The organism is Comamonas sp. GCA5 (assembly GCF_036541385.1).
Taxonomy (GTDB): Bacteria; Pseudomonadota; Gammaproteobacteria; order Burkholderiales; family Burkholderiaceae_C; genus Comamonas; species Comamonas aquatica.
This window is the reverse complement of sequence record NZ_JAZHFR010000002.1, coordinates 95,195-114,140: the sequence shown is the minus strand read 5'-3', so window position 1 is coordinate 114,140 and position 18,946 is coordinate 95,195. Positions and strand designations below refer to the sequence as shown.

The window sequence follows — 18,946 nt, the reverse complement described above, 5'->3', positions numbered from 1 at the left end:
CCCCGCCATGGCCAGCGCTGCGGCGCGCACGCCGGCCTGGCCGGCCTCGATGCCCACGGCCGCGCCCTCGCTGATCCAACCACCAAACTGGGTGAAGACCTTGGAGGGGCTGGCGATGCCCAGCTTTTCTTTGAACCAGCTGGCGGCTGACGTGGCGGCACCCACCACGGCGTCCTTGAGGGCGGCCAGCTTGCCGGTGATGCCGCCGATCAGCCCATCCATGATGAAGCTGCCAAAGTTGCGGAATTGCTCGGGCACCTGGATGCCCAGGGCGCCCAGCGCTGCGGTGATGGCGTTCCACAGCACGCCAAAGGGCGAGAAGTTGAGCAAGGCCGTGATCCATGCGCCAACGCCGCCTTCCAGGACGCTGCGCACGCTGTCCACAAAGGAGCGGATGGCGCCGCCCACGGTGCTGGTGATGCCGTTCCAGGCACTGAGTGCCGCGTTGGTGATGCCGGTCCAAACCCCGGACAGGAAGGTGGACAGGTCCTGCCACAGCAGCTTGCCACCCGCGGCGATGTTCTCCCAGTTGCGCCAGAGCATGTAGCCGGCTGTTGTCAGCGCGACGATGCCCAGGATCAGCAGGCCGATGGGGTTGGCGCCGATGGCGGTGTTGAACAGCCACTGCGCCGCGGTCAGCGCCTTGCTGACCACCACGGCGGTGCGGCTGGCGGCGGTGCCCGCCACCAGGGCGCCGGTGTGCAGCATCCAGGCGGTGCGCAGGGTCAGCAGCACGGCCTGGCCGGCCAGCCAGGCCCCCTTCAAGAAAGTGAAGGCATAGGCCCCGGCAATGGCGGCAATCTTGAATGCCATGATGGCGGCAATGATGGCCACCACGGTGGTGACCAGCCCCTGGTTGGCTTGCATCCACTGGCCCACGCCCAGCGCCATGGGCGCGAACGCGGCCAGGCTGGCATTGATGGAGGGCAGCAGGCCGGCGCCCAGGGCGGTGGTGACCACCTTGACACCTTCGCCCGCTTTCTTCATCTGCTGCTGGGTGGTGTTGCCCATGCTGTCGAACTCGGCCTGCAGGCTGCCCATGGTCTTGGCGGTGTCGCCGGCCATCTCGAATGCGGCCACCAAACCGTCCACGCTCTTGACGATCTGCGCGGCCGGGCCGATGGATTCATCACCGAACAGCATCTTCATGGCCGGGGCCAGTTGGTCGGGCGCCAGCTTTTGCAGGCGCTGCATCACGTCCACGATGGCCTGCTCCGGTGCCTTTTGCATTTGCTTGGCCAGCTTTTCGGGGTTGAGCTTGAGCATGTCAAACACTTCCAACTGGCTTTTGCTGGCGGCAAAGCCCACGGTCAGGGCCTTCATGAAGTTCTTGCTGGCCGTGGCGGCAATTTCTTCGGTGGCGCCACCGGACAGCATGGTGGCGGCTAGGGCGGCGGACTGGGTTTGCGTCAGCCCCATGGCGGACAGGTAGGCGCCCTGGCGCTGCAGCACGCCGCCAATGTCCAGGGCGGTGGCGTTCATGCTGTTGGCGATGTGGTTGACCGTGCCGGCCAGGGCAGCGGCCTGGTCCATGCTCAGCCCCATGCCGCTGCGCCAGGCCTTGAGCATCTCGCCCGCCTTCTCGCCCGTGGTGTCAAAGGCCACACCCATCTTGGCGGAGACCTCAGCAAACTGCGCCCACTCGCTTTCGGCAAAGCCAGCCTGGCTGGCGGCGATGTAGGCGCCAATGATTTCTTCACGGGCCACGCCGGTTTCCACGGCCAGCTGCTGGGCGGCTGCCGCAATGGCATTCAGCTCATGCGGGGTTTTGTTGGCCACCTTGTTCAGTTCGGCCATGCGCTGTTCCCAGTCCATGGCCATCTTGATGGGGGCGCCCAGGGTGGCGGCCAGGGCCACGCCGTCCAGCAGGGCCCCGCGGGCCTGGGCCCGGTTGCCGACGTTGGTGTTCTGGGCGGCTTTCAGGCTGGACGCGCGCCGCTGCATGTCGGCCTGGGCTTTGAGGGCTTGGGTTTGCTGGGTGATGTCCTGGGTGGTGGCGGCAATGCTGGCGCGCAGTTGCTTGTCGTGGGTTGCCAGGTTGCTGGTGCTGATGCCGGCGGCGCTGAGCTTGTCGCGCATGCGCTGCAGGCTTTGCTGTTGGCCGTTGAACTTGGCACCCAGCTGCGCCGCTTCATTGCGGGCGGCAGTCATGGCCGCAGCCATTTGTTTGGTGGGCGGGCCTGCTTGGGCATGGCTGGCCGCCAGTTGGCGCACGCTGTCGCGGGCCGACTTGAGCTTGGCCTCGGTTTCGCCCAGCTGGGTGTGCATGGTGCGAAACGATGCCACATCCCCCTGAACCGCCTGCAACTGCTTGAGCTGGTCGCGGGCGGCCTTGAGGGTGTTGACGGTTTCGTTGCTGCCCTGGCTGATGCGCTTGAGCGGGCCCAGCGCCTTGTCTGCCAACTCCAGCATGACGCGCAAGCGCAAGTTTTTATCAGCCATGGGGGATCAGCTTTCCGGGGCGTTGATGCGGTTATGGATACCTACGGCACGTTCGCGCCAGTCCAGCAGTTCTTCCAGGGGCATGGCATCCATGCTGCAGAGGGGCCAGTGGAAGAAATAGGCCACCTCTGCCATCACCTGGGTGACGTCTACTGAGGGATGAAGGCCTTTTGTTCCTTGGTCAACAAAAAACCCACCACCTCGCCGCCCAGCTTGAACAGATCTGCCGGGTCCATGCTCTCGATGTCCTGCTTGAACAGCGTGGGGGTGGACACACGCGGCAGCACCTGAGCAACGGCGTCGTACTTGCAGGCCACCAGGTCACCCATTGCCACGCCGCGCAGGGCGCCGGCCAGGGGTTTGCGCAGGGTGACTTCGGTGATCTGCTTGCCGCCAGCGCGGGCGATGGGGGTATCCAGGGTGACGGTGACGATGTCGCCGGTGGGCTTGTCGATGGTGGTGTGTTCGGTGTCGGGTGTTTGCATAGCGGGAAGGGTGGTTGAGGTGAATGGATGGGAGGGCCAGGGGCGCCAGCCCCTGGGCGGTGGAAGGGCGGGCTCTTAGATGCCCAGGATCTGGCGCACCTTCTCAGTCAGGTCGACGCCGCCGATTTTTTCAATCAGGCCGGTGGCATCGATCTCAATCAGGTCTTCGTCGTCCCAGACCAGGCGGTAGTAGCTCAGCGTGGCCTTGGCTTTGAACTCGGTGTCGTCGCCAGCCTTGGCGGAGCCCATGTCCAGCTCTTCCCAGCGGCCACGCATGAAGATCTCGACCTTGCTCCATTCGCCGGTGTCGTCGTTCTGCACAGCGCCCGCAAAGCGCAAGGGTACGGCGCCGATGCCCGTGGCCCCCCACTGCTTGAGGGCGTCTTTCATCCAGCCGCCGGCGGTGACTTCCAGCTCCAGGGCTTCGGTGCCCAGATCCACCTTGACCGGGGTGCGCATGCCGCCGGCGCGGAACTCTTCCATCTTGCGGGTGAGCTTGGGCGGTGTGAGTTCGGGCACTTCACCGGCCCAGCTGACGCCGTCGACGAAGAGGGCAAAGTTTTTGAGTTTGGATGGCATACCCATGTGGTTGCTCCTGAAATTGAATGCCTGGGCTTAGCCGCCGCTTTGCACGCGGGTGGCGAAGTCGGCGAAGTAGCGGTCGGTGATGCGCTGGCGGAAATTGATGTTCTCCAGCGGGGGCACGGGGGTGTAGTCGTAGTCGATGAAGGACTGGCCTTCCTTGAGCGTGGCCGCTTCGTTGGCTGCGGCATCGAACCAAGCTTGGCCGCCCAGCAGGTAGCCGCCAGCGGTCAGCTCGCGCATCTTGGCGTTGACGCCTTCCAGGATGTCCTTGATCAGGCTGGGGTGCAGGGGCTTGTCGACGGCCCACATGTGGGCATCGGCAATGCTGTCGGCCAGCACATGGGCGGTGCGCACGGCCGATTCAAAGCTGAACAGGGGCTCGTCGCTGCAGGTGCGGCTGCCCCAGAAGCGGTAGCCGTCCTTGTTGATCAGGGTGGTGACGTCGGCCGCGTTGAGCAGGCCGGCATCGGTGGCGGGGTTCTGCAGATCCCAGTAGATGTCCTTGTTGATGCCGGTCACGCCGTTGACTGCCACGTTGGACAGGGTCTTGTGCCAGCCTTGGTCCAGGTCGATCTTGGCGCGCAGGCCCAGGGCATAGGCCTCGGACCAGGCGTCCACGGTGGCGTTGGCCACAGTGTCCCAGCGCCGGAAGTCGCCGTGGATCAGCATCAGCTCACGCTTGCCGAACTCGCCGCGGTACAGGATGGCATCGCCCACGGTGTCCTTGTAGGTGCCGCAGTAGGCCATGGCGCGAAGTTGCTCGCCCAGCGTGGCCAGGGCGGTGGCCACAGGTTGGGTGGACAGGCCGGGAGCACCCAGGATGCGGGGTTTGACACCCAGCTTGCCCTGGGCCGCCAGCAGGGCCTTCATGCCGGTGTAGCTGCCGTCCTCGGCCACACCGCCGATCACATGGCTGGTCAGGCTGGCGGCTTTTTCTTCGTTGGTGGCGCCTTCGCCATCGGGCACGCGGACCACCACGCAGATGGGCAGGCACTGCTCGGCAATCGCGTCCAGCGAGGTGGCCAGGGTGCCCAGCTTGCCCGCCTTGGCGATCGCATTGCGGGCATGGGTGATCAGCACAGGCTTGTTCAGGGGGAAGGTGGCCGCATCGGCGTCGGATGCGGTGGCAACCAAGCCGATGATCGCCGTGGAGACGGTGCGGATGGTGCGCATGCCCTCGGTCAATTCGAGGACGCGCACACCATGGTGGTATTCGGTAGACATGGGCGCTGGGTGGGTGAAGTTGGCGACCCCTCAAGGGTGCCAAGCCCCCCTCGCGCACGCCAGCGCGCGCACATGTAGCGGCGGTGGCTACAGCAAAAAGCCCGCGCGAGGCGGGCTTTGGGGCGGCCATGTGACCGGCTTAGGTGGCCAGTTGCTCTTCAGCACGCTCCCATCCCTGCAGGTGGTCGTAGGCTTGCAGCTCGTCGCGCGCCTCTTCGCCCAGCGTCAGCAGCAGGTCAATGCAGTCCTCATGCCACTGGCGCACGCCACTCAGGAAGCCCGACACCATACGGTAGGCTGTGTCCTTGGCCACGATGCGCTGGGCCAGCTCCAGGCGCGTCATGCCGCGCTGATGGGCGCACTGGTCAATCCAGGTCGATGTGACACCTTCGGGCAGCTCGCCGCCCGGGTACAGCAGCACAGTCTGCGCCTCGGCAAGCTGGATGGGCCAGCTCTCGCGCTCATGCAGCGGGTAAGGGCTGGCCACAGCGCCCATGCGCTCGATGTACTGCGCATTCACCGCCTCCATTGCGGCGGCGGCCAGCTCTTGCAGCGACTTTGGCGGGTTCAGGAGCGCAGACGCTTCCTCCGGGGTGACACGGACCAACCCACGCGCCTCTGCACGCTCTTTCGTTGTGCAGTGCAGCCCACCCTGCGCATCTTTGAAGAGAAGTGTGTTCATGTCGATTCCACCCATTTGCCAATAACAACCCCCGCACTTCCAGTCACAGAAACCGACTTGCCAGGGTTCACCTTGCCGTAGACCTGTGTGGACGTTGAAGCCGTACCCACTCCGGGATCACCGTTAAAAATCTCAACGTCATTGCAAACCACCATGCAGGAGTCCACGCCATTCGTCGCCCGCAGCGTGATGGCGAATTCCTTGGGGTGAGGGAGTACGTTTTCATAGGCGACCGACATGGAGCGGCTGGCGGTCACGTCAACCCACGAGCGACCGGCCTCCAGGCTTGCCACCCGCGCATCGAGCATGTCCATGCGCGCATTCAGCGCCGGGGCATTCAAGTCGCCCGCACTGGTCACACGCCCGTACATCCGAATCATCCAGATGCCGTACCAAGTGCGCGGGCGGAATTCGCCTGTCAGCGGGTCTGTGGTGGTTCCTGCTGGCAATCCTTTGGCCGCATTGAAGATTAATGCACCGCCTGAGTTTGGAATGCTTGGCGAACCGTCTGCGATTGGTGCGCCACTGCGGTATTCAACTTCTAGCACCCCGGAGACATCAGCAAATGGCCCTTCGCCAAGGAACTGGTAGGCAGCTCCGGCATTCGCACCGATGCGCCCCTTCAAATTACGCATGGCGTCAATCAATGCAGTACCCAGCAGCCCCCCTGCAGGGTTAGAGCCCACACCGTAGAACGCCCCTACGTTGCCAGGCTGCACGCCATTCTTGTCCGGTGGCCGCATCCAGCTCACGCCATTCCCCAGGCTCCAGTGCGTCACGCGCTTGTAGGCGTCGGCCTGCCACTCAGCCTCCGTGCAGTAAAACTGCGTGGCCATCACGTCCACGCGCATGGTGGGATACATCAGGTCCAGCAGTTGCTGGCCGCTCGATTGCGTGTCGCCCCCTGGCATGGCATCGCCTCGGCCACCCCACAGGTAGGGCGTAAAACGCGGCAGGCCACCAATGCCGTCCAATGCCGCATCCAGCCCCTCAGGCGTCACGGCCACATCATCGCGCAGGCCTTGTTTGGCTTCATCCACGGTGGCCAGCTTGACCAGGCCCGCCTTGGCTGGGGTGGCCACCAGGCTTTCCACCCACTTGCGGCTGGCAATGGCCACGGCGGGGTCGATCACCAGCTTGACCGTGGCCACGCTGCTGACCTCGATCACCATGCGCATGACCATTTCACGGGAGGCACCTTCAGCCAGCACCGGTTTGTAGGTGGCCGGGTAGTTGCCCACGGCGATGCAGCTGCCGCCACCAGCGCCGCCGTACAGCGCCGTCTCGCGCACGGTCCAGCCGCCGACATCGCTGGGCACCACGGCTTCCACCACGATCCAGTTGGGATTGTCCGGGTGTTGCTCCAGGCTGGTGATGGGCAGGCGGTGGACTTCACGCACCAGGCCGGTTTGCGTTTGCTGGGGCACCACGGGATTGCCGTTGCCGTCCCCCAGGGCCATGTGGGTCCAGGGGACGGTGGTTTGTTGCACCTGGGCGTTGGCGTGCAGCGCGGCGCCAATGTTGGTGAGGATGGTGTAGAAGTTACTCATGGCATGGGGTAGACGGTAGTGGTGATGGCGTCATGGGCCGCGAATGCCCAGGCGGTGGTCACAGCCGGGGACTGGATGTCCTGGGGCTGCAGTGGGTAAACGGTGGTGGTGTCTCCTGCCAGCAGCTGGATGCCGATGTGCAGGGCGCCGCGGCTTTGCATCGAAGTGCGCAGGGTGCGCAGCACGCAGCGCTGCGCCTTGTTCTCTTCGATCAAGGCCGCGGCACGATCCATGGCCGATTGCGTCAAGGGCCGGTCCACCACGGCCACGTCCACATCAAACTCGGCCCAGTGGCCGGCGCCTGCCGGGTGCTCAATCACCCGCACGCTTTCCAGGCCGCTGCGCAGCAGTGCATTGCGCACGGCCCAGGCGGTGCCCTTCTTGCGGTGCAGGCGCCGGGCATCGGCCACCATGGCGCGCTGCTGGCTTTCGGTCCAGGCGGGGTCCCACTCGTCCATGCTCCAGGCCCATGCCAGCCACGGTAGCAAAGGCAGCGGGCAGGTGCTGGGGTTCCACAGCTGGCGGATGACTTCCGGGCGGTGTGGCAGGTGGGCGGCCTTGGCCATGGCGCGTTCCAGCGGCGTGGCGTTGGGGGGCAGCAGGTGGGCCTCAGACATAGGTGCCTTCGGCCAGGGTCACATTCATGGCGGTGCAGTGGGCTACCTGGTGCGGCGCCACGGCAATGTCAGCGGCGGGGGAAGCGATCTCCACCCGTTGCACCCCCTGGACATGCAGCGCGGCCGTGATGCCGCTGCGCGTGACGTCATAGCCCAGACGGCGGCAGCGGGCCAGGTACTCGGCCAGTGCCATCTGCGCACGCTCCAGCACGGTGGCCACCACAGGCCCCGGGTAGGGGTAGAGCACCGCATCCACCGCAAACGGCAGCACCTCGGCAGAGGCCACCTCCACGGTGTCGTTCATAGGGCGCATGTCGTCGGGGCTCAGTACAGCCTTGACGGTGTCCAGCAGATCCTGCGGGGCGGTGCCGTCGCCCTCGGTGCTGAGCACCACCACCCGCACGGTGCCCGCAGTGGGTGTCAGCGGCATGGCGTCCAGTACGCGGGCGTCGGCGCTCAGCGCGTGAAAAATGTAGCTGCCCTTGCTGCCGGCCACTGTCAGCCCCTCAAAGGCCATCTGGGCGCGGCGGCGCAGTTGGGCATCGGTCTCGCCCGCCAGGCGCTGCACGCCGTTGTTGGCAGCGGCGTTGTCCAGGTCTTCCTCCACGGCATAGGCCAGCATGCAGGCCTGGGCACTGTCGTTGATGCGGGCCTGCATGGCGACGTTCTCATATGCCCAGCGCTGCAGCAGCTTGGTGGCGGGCTCGGATTCCAGCTCCAGGACTTCGGCCAGCTCGGGCATGTCTTGCACCACCAGGGCCTTGAGGCGGCCAAACTCGGCCTCAAAGTCCAGGGGCTGGACGACGCTGGGGGCTGGCAGCTGCGAGAAGTCCACACTCATGCCGAACCCCGCATCTGTAATGCCGCGGACAGGCTCACGGCCTGGCCAGGTAGTCGCCTTGCAGATCCACGGTGGCCTGGCCGGGTCGGTCGCCGGCGGTCATGCCCACGCGGGTGACGCGCAGGCGTGGCTCCCACTTCATCAGTGCGCTGGCGATGGCAGCGTAGCAGCGCAAGCGGGTGTGGGCGTTGTCAGGCTGGTCGATCAGGCTGGGCAGCAGGCTGCCGTAGTTGCGCCGCTCCAGCCGGCTGCCCAGCGGGGTGGTCAGGATGTCGGCAACGGATTGCCGGACATGGTCAATGCCGGCGATGCGCCGGCCAGTGGTGCGGTCCATCAGTTGGGCACTCCCGTATTGCCGCCATGCGGGTCGGAATGGGTGTGACCATCGTCGATGCGCTTGCCGTTGTGCGTGATCTGGCCGCCCTCGAACTGCATGCCACCCTGAACGACATTGCTGCCACCGGCGCTGGCTTTGCCGGCGATGCCGCCGTTGAAGCTGAGCAGCTTTTGCACGGTCACTGCACCGGTGAACTCTGTGTTCGGGCTGTCCACCTTGTAATCCGGGGTGGTCAGCGTGGTGCCTTCGGGGGTGATGCGCAGCAGTGAAGCACCCACTTGCAGCTCGATTGCGGTGGTGATTTCAAACCGCAGGGTGCCCGTGGGGCGGTGGTGTTCCCAAAAATCAGTGCCGTTGAAGTCGTGGCGTTCCACGTCAGCGCTGGCGGCGCCTTGTGGCATGTCGGTGCTGAACAGGCCAGGGAAGGCGATGGCCTGGTTGAGGTCGCCTTCGGGCGACAACAGCACGCAGGGCTCACCGTGGGCTGGGGTGCGCCAGTGCCGTGTCTGTCCGGCGCCGCCCGCGGCCAGGGCGTACCAGGGCACCCAGGTGGTGACCAGCTCTTCGCCCAGCCGCACGGTGCAGCGCGCGGGGCTTCCGGCGCGCACGTCTTCCACGCGGCCGGTGCGGATCATGTTGGCAATCAGGCGGTACAGCTCAACCGGGCTGAGTTCGGGGGGTGTGAACATGCCAGGGATGGTGCCCAAGCACTCACGCACGCGCCAGCGCGCGCGCATGTAGCGGCGCGTGCTACACAAACAAGCTCATGATTCAGCCAGATGGTTGATGATCATCCCCGAGATTCGCTCACGCATAGGATTGCTGATACCAAGCAACTCTCGCGCCGGGTAGTCGTATTCAGCGCCTCCCGGGGCCACACGATCTCGCAAACCAAAGTGGTGGATGCGCGCCAATTGTTCAGCGCGGCCACCGAAGAATACAGATGCCTCTTTTGAAGAGGACTGAATGCGCATGAACCGGTTTCTGGCAAACCCAGTCAGCATGTACTGCGCACGGCGTTTTTGGGCAGAATTTCCAGCCGGGTAACGTGCAGACATGGAGCGCAACATGCCCTGCTTGAGCATGGTTCTGATACCACCAGCTTCCTTGTCATAGCCAACGATGCGATCACCGTCATCACGGTAACTGGACATCTCAATTTCACGCTCATGCCCATCTCTCGCCCTGTAGAAGTAGCGAATGGGCTTTGCTGCTGCCCTCGTTTTTTTCTTCGCTCCCAGCGAACACCATCCGGCCCCATTTGGCGCCGGATGTTTTGAATGTTTTCTTTGCGCAGCTCTGTTGCAATCGAGCGGGCAAGCCGCTTTTGGGACTGCGGCTCAAGTTGGCTGGTAAGCGGGGTCAGCCAGTCTTCCAGTCTTTCCAGATCATCCATGACTTATTTCCCCACCACATCCACCGGCGGCCACGCGGCCAGCTGCTGACCGTTGAGGTACAGGGCGGTCACGGCATCGTGTGGCAAGCCGTCCAGGCAGGGGGGCTCCAGCCGGTGCACCAGCTCAAAGGCCCCGGCCGGCCCTTGTGACACGGGGCGGGCGCTGACGCTTTCGGACAGCTGCAGGTCCAGCACCAGATCCATGGCCTGGGTGTTGAGGTATTCGGCCTGGATCTGGATGGCCTGCTTTTGCCGCTCGGGGTGGTGCAGCAGGTCAGGCTGGTGGGCGCGCAGCCACACCAGCGTGGGGCCGATCACCGCATCCGGATGGCCGGTGAAGTCGCAGAACACCAGGCGCAGCTGGTACTGCCACTGCCAGCCCAAGGCAGCGGTGCCGGTGGTCGCCACATGCCCGCCGGTCACAAACATCAGCAGGTTTTCCGGGTTGCGCCGGTACTCGGGCAGGGCGGCGGTCAGGTGGTCGCGCAGGCTAGGGGGTTTGCGCATGGGCCATGCCCTCCAGCTTCAGCCGCCAGGCGTCGTGGGCGTCTTTGACGGCGTTGTATTGGGCGATGCAGTAGTTGAGGTCACGGATGGAGGCATCACCTTCGTGGGTGATGGTTGCAAGATCTGCTGCTGCCGCTGGGTCAAGTTGGGCGTGCGCGGCTGCAGGTTCAGCGCTGGAAACGCCGGCGCCTGGAAGTCCAGCGGACTGACAGCTGGCGGGCACGATGGGGACGCGCACGCTGACAGTGCCAGCACGCACGCCAGCGACATGGGTGTGGTGTTTTTCATTGGCTTGGCCTTGCTCTTGGCTCAACTGGGATTGCAGAGCGCTGATCTGCGCCTGCATGCGGGTTTCGCTGGCGGTGCGCTCGCCGCGCAGCCAGGCGGTGGTGATGGCGGTGCGCCGCTGCAGGTCCTGCAGCTCTTGCTGGGCAGCCACCGCGGCGTTGCGCGATTCGTAGAAGATGCCGGCAAAGCCACCGGCGGCCAGCAGCACGGTGTACAGCAGTGCATCGGCCAGCAGTTCCTTGGCTTGGGTTTTCATGCGGGCACCCCCTGGCGGCAAAAGCTGGTTTCGGCCTGGCGGCGGTTGGCCAGGCCCTGGACGAAGGTGAAAACCTTGGCGCCCGTGGCGGGATCGATGTGGCTGACGAAGCTCCAGACCGGGCGGCCTGCATCGGACATGGACAGTCGTCGGCAGCCGGTGGCCCAGTCGCCCTGGTTGAAGCTGGCCATGGCCTGGCTGGTGCAGGTGCTGGGGTGGCCAAAATTCCAGGCATGGCTGCTGGCCCCGTCAAACACGTACTGGGGCGGCAGCACCTTGAAGCACTGGGCCAACGCGGTTTGCACGCGCTGCAGGGCGGCGGTTTCTTCGCGCTCGCACTGCTCGGGGCTCCAGCGCTGGCCCACGATGATCGGGGTCGTGGTGACATGCCGGGTCAGCCCCTTGCACACGGTGGGCAGCCCGCCGGCCAACTTGTCGGCGTACACGGTGTACTGGGCCTTGCCCTCCCAGGTACCCAGGAAGCCCAGCAGCGCAGCGCTGGCCAGGACCAGGGTGCCGCCCAGGTGCGGGAAGTACTGCTTCATGGCTGTACCTGCCCGGTCTTGGCGGATTTCCACCAGCGCCACAACAGCCACAGGATCTGAAGCGCCAGATAGGTGATGGTCAGAAAAGTGATGACGTCTGCACCGGTCCAGGCATTGATTTGTGCCGTGGCGGTCACGATGACCGGCGGTGTGCCTTTGGCGGCTTCGACGGCGGTGGAATGCAGTAGTTCTTGCTTACTCATGCTCACTCCCAGAGCGTGACGGTGGTTTTGGTGGGGGCGGCCGCCAGATCCGGCATCAGCACCAGCAGCCCTTGGGGCAGCACCAGGCCGTGGCGGGCGAGGCCGGGGTTGGCTTGCAGCACGGCTTCCACGGCACCCAGGGTGCGGCCGTAGTGGCGCCAGCACAGGGCATCGACGGTTTCGCCTTGCTGGGTGCGGATCTGGGTGGCCATGGCTTACAGCAGCTCGACGGTGCAGCGGGCAACGCCCAGCAGGTCCGAGATGGCCCAGCGCTGCTTGCGCCGGTGGTCCCCCAACTGGACGACCAGCTCTTCCATCACGCGATCGGCCTTGCCGCTGCCCGACGGGGTGCTGGCAATGCTGCGGTACATCTCGGCCAGGTCGGCCATCAGGCAGTAGTGCACGGCGCGCTGGTAGTACAGGACCTTGGCGCTGGTGCCGCCGACCTGGGGCGCGGGCACCTCGTCCAAGGTGGCATAGCCCCAGCGGCTACGCTGTTCGTCGGCCCAGGCTTGCAGCTCGGCATTGACGCTCAGCATGGCGTCCTGCAGGGCTGGTAGCAGGCGTTCCTTGGTCACGGTGCCATCCAGGCGGCAGGCATCGCGCACGGCCTGGGGGCTCATGTCGGGGAAGAAGCCGTCATTGCTGACAGTGCCTTCTTGCGGGGCGGCTGGCGGGTTGGCGGTGACGATGAAAGACATGGCGGGCGGGCTTGGTGAATAAGGGGACGGTGGTCAGAGGCGTTGGCCGGTGCGCAGTGAAACTGGCGGGCCGCAGCCCCTGAGCCGTCCGGGTGCGGGGTACGCTCAGTTGGGGGCCTGGTTGCCGCTGTCTTGCGGCTGCAGCTCTTTCAAGCGGCGCTCCAGGCGTTCCACGTCTTTTTTCACGCCCACTTGGGCGTGCAGTTCGATGGCGCGCTGCAGGTGGGGCAGGGCAATGCGCACCCGGTCCAGCTGCAGGGCCTTGATTTCTTCGGCATTCAGGTCGTGCGTGGCGTGCTTGCCCATGGTGGCCCAGCCGATGGCCTTGTGCAGCTTGGCGCGGGCCTGGTCGTGGGCATCGTGGTCTTTGGTGAGTTCGTCCACCTTGGCCAGCACGGCCAGGGCGTCCACCCCAGCCAGCTGGCCCTTGATGGCGGCTTCGCTGACCTCGTCCAGCAGCAAGGTGGGCACGTTGCGGTTGAAGCGGTCGGGCAGCACCAGGCCATGGCGCAGGCAGTACTCGCTCACCTGCAGGGCCTGCACCCACTCGCCCACATCCAGCAGCCAGACCAGCAAGGTGGTCACCACGGGGTCTTGCACGCCGGCGTCAGCCTCCAGCACACCATCCAGGTACTCGAAGTACTCGGGCAGCAGCTTGCGCTTGGCCTCGATCTTCTTTTCCGTGGCCTGGATGTCCTTGAGCAGGCGCATGTGGGCGTGCAGCTGGGCCAGCATCAGCTCATGCTGGCTGCCGGAGGCACCACCAAACGGGTCTTGCGCTGCGGCGCGGGTGGCTTCTTGCGCCGCCAGAATGCGTGCGCGATGGCGTTGTGCCGGGGTCATAGGCATAGCGGGTGCTCGCTGTAGGGTGGGGATGCCGGCCGCAGGCAGCGGCGGCCGGGTTCAGCCACGGTCAGGGGGCGGCGAATTCCTGGATGTTTTCCACCAGGGCGCAGCGGTCGTAGTCCTCGATCACGAAGGCGTCATTGCTGGACTCGAAGGTCTCGACGCCGTTGCGCCCGGGGTTCTCCAGCACGGCACGGCGGCGGGCGCCTTCCTGGTAGTAGATGGACAGGTTGTCCAGGCTGGTAATCAGCACCTTGCCGGCCGGGAAGTAGGGCACCACCATGGCCTGCATGCCGCCCAGGCGGCGCTGGCTGATGACGATGTCGGCCGCCAGCTGTTCCGTGGGTGCGTCGTTGTTGGCCACCAGGGGGAATAGCTTGTCGTGCATCAGGTCACTGCCCACGATGACCACCATGTCGGGGTCTTCGCGGTGCGCCTCACCCACCAGCGTCATGCGGGCGTCGTAGACCAGGGCATCCAGGTTCTTGTAGTCGGCATCGGCATGGCCAAAGGTGATCTTGCCGGCGACTTCGCCTCCGGTCATGACACGGTCGGGTGCCTTGGTGCGGATCTTTTCCAGCCAGCCGATGTTCACGTCCTGCAGCAGCGGGTAGGCTTCACGGTCGGTGTCTGCGGCAGCGTGGGTGCCGTTCCAGCCGATCATGATGCGGTCCAGCGCGCAGCGGTCCACGATGACCTTGCTGATGCGGGTCTGGAAGTCGGGGAACTTGGCCCAGGCGTCCAGCTTGGCATAGGGCATGAAGGTGTCGTAGTCGGTTTGCTTGCAGACGTATTCGTTCTTCTCCAGGCCGGTCACATCGCGGCCAGAGCGGCGGCCGTTGCCACTGGTGTTGGTGCGGCCTGCGATGGTGCTCGATGCCACCAGTCCCAGGGCTTCGCCCAGTTGCTCGGTCACGCCGATGATGTTGATGCGGCCCAGGAAGGCGCTGGACTGCTGCAGCTTGACTTCCAGCTTCTGCTGGGCCGTGGGTGTGACGTTGAATTTGTTGCAGACATCGCCGACCGCCAGGCCGTTGAGGGCAGCAATCTGGCCCAGGTAGCCGTTGAAGGCTTTGCGGGTTTCGTTACGCATGGTGCGTTCCTTCAAAAAATAGGTTGCGTGTGTGGGTGGGGCGTTGGCTTAGAACTCGGCCAGCTGTTGGCCTTGGCCACCGGAGGCGGCAGGGCGTGCAGGGTCCGCGGGCTGCTGGCTGAGCTTGGTGACCAGCTCGGAGTGCTTGGCACTGAGGGCGCTGAACTCGCCGCGCAGTGCATCCATGGCGGCAATCTGCTGCTGGCCGAAGGCTTTGAGGCCTTCCAATGCCTGGGCGACGCCCGCCTGCTGCTCGGCCGTGAAAGCCGCAGGAGCTGCTGCGGCCGGCGTGGCGGGCGTGGACGCTGCAGGGGCTGCAGACAATCCCAGGGCCTTGGCAAATGCAGCCACGACGGTGTTAAACACGCTGGGGTCCGCTGGCGCGGTGGTGGGTGGCGTGGCTTCCTCCAGCTCCAGCGTGAATTCCTGGCCCGCCGTGAAGAGGGTGTTGGCGTTGGTCTTGCGGTGGGCCAGCGGGCTGGCTGCGGGGTGCTGCTGGGCAAACTGCAGCAGCTCGGTGCCCAGGCTGGCAGGGCTGTCGGTGACGGCCAGGCCGACCAGGTAGGCTTCGCCCGTGCCGGCAAAGTTGGGGTCCACCTCGATCGAGGTGTAGAGCTTTTGGCCGGCCTTGTTCATGGCGACCAGCGATTCCAGCGGCTTGATCTGGGCAAACAGGGCCAGCTTGCCGTCGTCGACCGCCTCGGCCTTGACGGCGACCACATCGCCCTGGGCCGCGAAGGCGCTGTCGGGCAGCAGGCCGCGCATGTGCTCGATCCACACACGGGCGCCGTACTTGGCCTGGCTGAAGTTTTTGGCCATTTGCTCGATCCAGCTGCGCTCGATGGCGCGGCCGTCGGTGGTGGCGCCTTCGGTGGCCACGCGGAACCATTTGGACTTTTTGGGCATGTTCGTTCGGGGTTGGTTGCAGGGGGCTTTGCAGCGGTAGCCTCTATGGTCTGACCGACCCCCTGTCAGCGGCAAACGCTTTGCCATGTAGCGCCGCGTGCTACATAAACGCGTAGGTGCACGCGCGCGAATGCATGCCCAAACTGGCGGGTATGCCAGCCACTGAAGGCCGCAAGGCGCGTTTGCGCCAAGGCCAGCACAACCCTTTTCCCTTCCCCACCACCGAAGCTGCAGCCCCGGAAACGGCGCAGCTGGATGTGCTGCACGCGCTGACCGACCCCACCCAGGACAAGCGCCGCAAAGCCCGGGCGCTGTACTGGATGGGCTGGCGGGTGACGCACATTGCCGAACACATCGACGTGCCGCGCACCACGGTGCACGAGTGGAAGCAGGCCGATGGCTGGGACAAAGCCAAGGCGGTGGAGCGGGTGGAGGGCACGCTGGAGATGCGGCTGTGCACCTTGATCAACAAGGAGAACAAGACCGGCGGCGACTTCAAGGAAATTGACCTGCTGGGTCGCCAGATGGAGCGCTTGGCCCGGGTGCACAAGTACGCGGAGACGGGCAAGGAAAGCGACCTGAACCCCAACATCAATGCCCGCAACGCCGGCCCGAAGCGGCACCCGGACCGCAGCAACCAGCTGGGGGGCGAAGAGGGGCTGGAGAAGCTGAAGTCCGCTTTCATTGACAGCCTGTTTCAGTACCAGCTGACCTGGTGGCGCAACAGCCAGGAGCGCACCCGCGCCATCCTCAAAAGCCGCCAGATCGGCGCCACCTGGTACTTTGCCCGCGAGGCGCTGATTGATGCGCTGGAGACCGGGCGCAACCAGATCTTCCTGTCAGCCTCCAAGGCGCAGGCACACATCTTCCGCGGCTACATCCTGGCCTTTGTCAAAGAGGTGCTGGGCATTGAGCTCAAGGGCGACCCCATCGTTCTGCCCAACGGGGCGACGCTGTACTTTTTGGGCACCAACGCCCGCACGGCGCAGGGCTACCACGGCAATTTCTACTTTGACGAGTTCTTCTGGACGCAGTCGTTCGACCAGCTCAACAAGGTGGCCAGCGGCATGGCCATGCACAAGAAGTGGCGCAAGACCTACTTCAGCACGCCCAGCAGCTTGCAGCACCAGGCCTATGCCTTCTGGAGCGGCAGTCGCATCAACAAGAAGCGGGCCAAGGCCGACCGCATCGAGCTGGACCTGAGTCATGACCGCCTGGCGGGCGGCTTCACGGGCGAAGACAAGATCTGGCGCCAGATCGTGACGGTGCTGGATGCCGCGGCCGGCGGGTGCGACCTGTTCGACCTGGACGAGCTGCGGTTTGAGTACAGCGACGACGAATGGGACAACCTGCTGATGTGCGGGTTTGTGGACGAATCGTTCGCCGTCTTCCCGCTGACTGAGCTGATGCGCTGCCATGTGGACAGCTGGGAAGCCTGGGCGACTGACTGGAAACCGTTTTCGCTGCGGCCGTTTGCGTTCAAGCGGGTGTGGATCGGCTACGACCCGAGCCACACAGGCGATGCGGCAGGCCTGGTGGTGTTGGCACCGCCCGACAAACCCGGCGGTGCGTTCCGGGTGCTAGAGCGCATGCAGTTCAAGGGGGCGGACTTTGAAGCCCAGGCGGAAGTGATCCGCAAGCTGACCGAGAAGTACCACGTGGAGCACATCACGATCGACACCACGGGGCTGGGCACCGGGGTGTTCCAGATCGTGCAGAAGTTCTTCCCCGCGGCACGTGCGCTGCAATACAGCGTGGAGGTCAAGACCCGCCTGGTGCTGAAGGCGCAAAGCGTGATCCGCGGCGGGCGCCTGCAGTTTGATGCGGGCGATGTGGACCTGCAGCGCAGCTTCATGGCTATCAAGCGCGAGATGACCGCGAGCGGGCGCAGCGTGACCTATGCCAGCGGCCGCAGCGACGAGACCGGCCACGCCGACCTGGCCTGGGCCTGCATGAATGCATTGGACAACGAGCCCCTGGAGGCAGCCGCAGTGGGCGGCATGGCCGAGGGCGGCGTGATTTTGGAGATTTTCTGATGACCGATTCGGCGACCGTAGCAGCGCCCCAGGCGATGGAGGCATTCACTTTTGGCGATCCGGAGGCCGTGCTGGATCGTCGGGAGCTGTTCGATTACTTCGAGTGCAACCTGATCCACAACGAGTGGTACGAGATGCCCATCAGCGCTGACGGCCTGTCGCGCATGCTGCGGGCGGGTGTCCACCACGCCAGTGCCATCCAGTTCAAGGCCCAGGTGCTGGCCAGCACCTTCAAGCCGCACCCCATGCTGAGCCGCAGCACCATGCTGAAGGTGTGCAAGGACTACCTGGTGTTTGCCAACGCCTACCTGGAGCAGCCGCGCAACGTGCTGGGCAGCGGCATGCAGCTGACACACAGCCTGGCCAAGTACACGCGGCGGCATCGGGATCTGCAGCGCTTTGGCTTCATGCCCAAGTGGAACGAGGTGCACACCTTCCGCCGCGGCAGCATCTGCCACATCATGGACCCGGACGTGGACCAGGAGGTCTATGGGGTGCCGCAGTACCTGGCCTCGCTGCAGTCCAGCCTGCTCAACGAATCGGCCACGCTGTTCCGCCGGCGCTACTACACCAACGGCAGCCACGCGGGTTTCATCCTGTACATGACGGACCCCAGCCCCAACCAGGCAGACGTGGACAGCCTGCGCACCGCCCTCAAGAGCAGCAAGGGGATCGGCAACTTTCGCAACCTGTTTTTTCACAGTCCGAAAGGGGAGAAGGACGGCATCAAGCTGATCCCCATCGGAGAGGCGACGGCCAAAGACGAATTCCTGAACATCAAGAACGTCAGCCGCGATGACCAACTGGCCGCGCACCGGGTGCCGCCGGAGCTGATCGGCGTTGTGCCCGGCAATGCGGCGGGCTTTGGCAACGTGGTCAACGCGGCGCGGGTGTTTGCCCGCAACGAGATCCAGCCCCTGCAGACCCACCTTGCCGCGGCGATCAACGATTTTGCGGGGGAGGAGATCTGCCGCTTTGACACCTACAGGTTGCCCGGAGTGGACGAGCCCCAGGCGCAAGAGCTGAGGTAAGCAGCAGCCCCCGCCAAAACAAAAGCCCCGCACTGCGGGGCTTTTGCTTGTATGGGCCTGGCTACTGGTGGTTCAGCGATGCGTCGGCAATCGCGCCTGCAGCGTGGTCCAGCTGTCGCGCGATCGGTTTAAGGATGGAGTGGATACAGGACGCACTCACCTTGTTGTGCTGCGCTGCTTCAAGAAGCTCACACAACGCGCCAACGCGCTCACTGGCCTGATCAATCTCTTTCTGGATCTTGTGCTTGCTCTCTGTAGGCATGGTCACCTGCTCAATACTGTATGCGCATACAGTATATGGGCTGTAACACACTGTGCGCAAGACATATCGTGGTGCCTGCTCAGCCCCCCTCAGCGCGCGCTCGAGACCCCGCC

Annotated in this window: 24 protein-coding genes and 1 pseudogene; 2 read left to right on the top strand and 23 right to left on the bottom strand. The window is 64.9% G+C overall.

All coding sequences use genetic code 11. The features are described from left to right. From SJH88_RS01190 to SJH88_RS01090, 22 genes and pseudogenes are all read right to left on the bottom strand, one after another. On the bottom strand, positions 1-2,442 hold a 2,442-nt coding region (locus SJH88_RS01190; protein ID WP_274753382.1), incomplete at its 3' end, for a phage tail tape measure protein. A gap of 6 nt (positions 2,443-2,448) precedes the next feature. Continuing rightward, on the bottom strand, positions 2,449-2,577 hold the full coding sequence (locus tag SJH88_RS01185) for a GpE family phage tail protein (protein ID WP_183303991.1): 129 nt from the start codon (positions 2,575-2,577) through the stop codon (positions 2,449-2,451). 14 nt (positions 2,578-2,591) lie between these two features. Next, positions 2,592-2,927, bottom strand: coding sequence for a phage tail assembly protein (locus SJH88_RS01180; RefSeq protein WP_274753381.1), 336 nt, complete (start codon positions 2,925-2,927; stop codon positions 2,592-2,594). Positions 2,928-3,002: 75 nt separating this feature from the next. Beyond that, on the bottom strand, positions 3,003-3,512 hold the full coding sequence (locus tag SJH88_RS01175) for a phage major tail tube protein (RefSeq protein ID WP_183304000.1): 510 nt from the start codon (positions 3,510-3,512) through the stop codon (positions 3,003-3,005). Positions 3,513-3,542: 30 nt separating this feature from the next. Beyond that, the gene (locus tag SJH88_RS01170; protein ID WP_042413015.1) at positions 3,543-4,736 is read right to left on the bottom strand and encodes a phage tail sheath protein; all 1,194 of its coding nucleotides are present in this window, start codon (positions 4,734-4,736) and stop codon (positions 3,543-3,545) included. A gap of 139 nt (positions 4,737-4,875) precedes the next feature. Then, positions 4,876-5,418 (bottom strand): hypothetical protein, encoded by a 543-nt coding sequence (locus SJH88_RS01165; RefSeq protein ID WP_274753380.1) that lies wholly within the window; start codon positions 5,416-5,418, stop codon positions 4,876-4,878. Further along, complete coding sequence (locus tag SJH88_RS01160) at positions 5,415-6,968, bottom strand: phage tail protein (RefSeq protein ID WP_274753379.1); 1,554 nt, start codon at positions 6,966-6,968, stop codon at positions 5,415-5,417. Before SJH88_RS01160 ends, SJH88_RS01165 begins: the two co-directional genes overlap by 4 nt. Beyond that, positions 6,965-7,585, bottom strand: coding sequence for a phage tail protein I (locus SJH88_RS01155; RefSeq protein ID WP_274753378.1), 621 nt, complete (start codon positions 7,583-7,585; stop codon positions 6,965-6,967). Before SJH88_RS01155 ends, SJH88_RS01160 begins: the two co-directional genes overlap by 4 nt. Further along, complete coding sequence (locus SJH88_RS01150) at positions 7,578-8,426, bottom strand: baseplate assembly protein (RefSeq protein WP_274753377.1); 849 nt, start codon at positions 8,424-8,426, stop codon at positions 7,578-7,580. The genes SJH88_RS01155 and SJH88_RS01150 overlap by 8 nt, the downstream gene beginning before the upstream one ends. A gap of 34 nt (positions 8,427-8,460) precedes the next feature. Next, a complete protein-coding gene (locus tag SJH88_RS01145) occupies positions 8,461-8,760 on the bottom strand; it encodes a GPW/gp25 family protein (protein WP_274753376.1) in 300 nt (99 codons plus the stop codon). Beyond that, positions 8,760-9,452, bottom strand: a complete 693-nt coding sequence (locus SJH88_RS01140) for a phage baseplate assembly protein V (protein ID WP_274753375.1) — start codon at positions 9,450-9,452, stop codon at positions 8,760-8,762. Before SJH88_RS01140 ends, SJH88_RS01145 begins: the two co-directional genes overlap by 1 nt. A 75-nt stretch (positions 9,453-9,527) precedes the next feature. Continuing rightward, positions 9,528-9,917 (bottom strand): phage virion morphogenesis protein, encoded by a 390-nt coding sequence (locus tag SJH88_RS01135; protein ID WP_274753374.1) that lies wholly within the window; start codon positions 9,915-9,917, stop codon positions 9,528-9,530. Between the two features lie 83 nt (positions 9,918-10,000). Then, positions 10,001-10,159: pseudogene (locus tag SJH88_RS19730) on the bottom strand (phage virion morphogenesis family protein); the annotation flags it as partial. Positions 10,160-10,162: 3 nt separating this feature from the next. Further along, the gene (locus tag SJH88_RS01130) at positions 10,163-10,666 is read right to left on the bottom strand and encodes a phage tail protein (RefSeq protein WP_274753373.1); all 504 of its coding nucleotides are present in this window, start codon (positions 10,664-10,666) and stop codon (positions 10,163-10,165) included. Continuing rightward, on the bottom strand, positions 10,650-11,210 hold the full coding sequence (locus SJH88_RS01125; RefSeq protein ID WP_274753372.1) for a lysis system i-spanin subunit Rz: 561 nt from the start codon (positions 11,208-11,210) through the stop codon (positions 10,650-10,652). The genes SJH88_RS01130 and SJH88_RS01125 overlap by 17 nt, the downstream gene beginning before the upstream one ends. Next, positions 11,207-11,755 carry a lysozyme gene (locus tag SJH88_RS01120; protein WP_274753371.1) on the bottom strand — a complete coding sequence of 183 codons (549 nt, stop codon included), beginning with the start codon at positions 11,753-11,755 and terminating at the stop codon, positions 11,207-11,209. The genes SJH88_RS01125 and SJH88_RS01120 overlap by 4 nt, the downstream gene beginning before the upstream one ends. Further along, on the bottom strand, positions 11,752-11,958 hold the full coding sequence (locus SJH88_RS01115) for a hypothetical protein (protein WP_183303709.1): 207 nt from the start codon (positions 11,956-11,958) through the stop codon (positions 11,752-11,754). The genes SJH88_RS01120 and SJH88_RS01115 overlap by 4 nt, the downstream gene beginning before the upstream one ends. 2 nt (positions 11,959-11,960) lie before the next feature. Beyond that, a complete protein-coding gene (locus SJH88_RS01110) occupies positions 11,961-12,170 on the bottom strand; it encodes a tail protein X (protein ID WP_183302934.1) in 210 nt (69 codons plus the stop codon). 3 nt (positions 12,171-12,173) lie between these two features. Next, positions 12,174-12,659, bottom strand: coding sequence for a head completion/stabilization protein (locus SJH88_RS01105; protein ID WP_183303708.1), 486 nt, complete (start codon positions 12,657-12,659; stop codon positions 12,174-12,176). A gap of 105 nt (positions 12,660-12,764) precedes the next feature. Beyond that, positions 12,765-13,508 (bottom strand): phage terminase small subunit, encoded by a 744-nt coding sequence (gene gpM, locus SJH88_RS01100; RefSeq protein WP_274753370.1) that lies wholly within the window; start codon positions 13,506-13,508, stop codon positions 12,765-12,767. Positions 13,509-13,572: 64 nt separating this feature from the next. Beyond that, positions 13,573-14,598, bottom strand: coding sequence for a phage major capsid protein, P2 family (locus tag SJH88_RS01095; RefSeq protein WP_274753369.1), 1,026 nt, complete (start codon positions 14,596-14,598; stop codon positions 13,573-13,575). Positions 14,599-14,646: 48 nt separating this feature from the next. Continuing rightward, positions 14,647-15,504 (bottom strand): GPO family capsid scaffolding protein, encoded by an 858-nt coding sequence (locus tag SJH88_RS01090; protein ID WP_274753368.1) that lies wholly within the window; start codon positions 15,502-15,504, stop codon positions 14,647-14,649. Positions 15,505-15,656: 152 nt separating this feature from the next. Here SJH88_RS01090 and SJH88_RS01085 point away from each other — a divergent pair, with 152 nt between their 5' ends. Further along, the gene (locus SJH88_RS01085; RefSeq protein WP_420921702.1) at positions 15,657-17,540 is read left to right on the top strand and encodes a terminase large subunit domain-containing protein; all 1,884 of its coding nucleotides are present in this window, start codon (positions 15,657-15,659) and stop codon (positions 17,538-17,540) included. Beyond that, positions 17,540-18,571, top strand: a complete 1,032-nt coding sequence (locus SJH88_RS01080) for a phage portal protein (protein ID WP_274753367.1) — start codon at positions 17,540-17,542, stop codon at positions 18,569-18,571. Before SJH88_RS01085 ends, SJH88_RS01080 begins: the two co-directional genes overlap by 1 nt. A gap of 61 nt (positions 18,572-18,632) precedes the next feature. Here SJH88_RS01080 and SJH88_RS01075 read toward each other — a convergent pair whose 3' ends face one another. After that, positions 18,633-18,833 carry a hypothetical protein gene (locus SJH88_RS01075; protein ID WP_042412989.1) on the bottom strand — a complete coding sequence of 67 codons (201 nt, stop codon included), beginning with the start codon at positions 18,831-18,833 and terminating at the stop codon, positions 18,633-18,635. Positions 18,834-18,946: the final 113 nt, after the last annotated feature.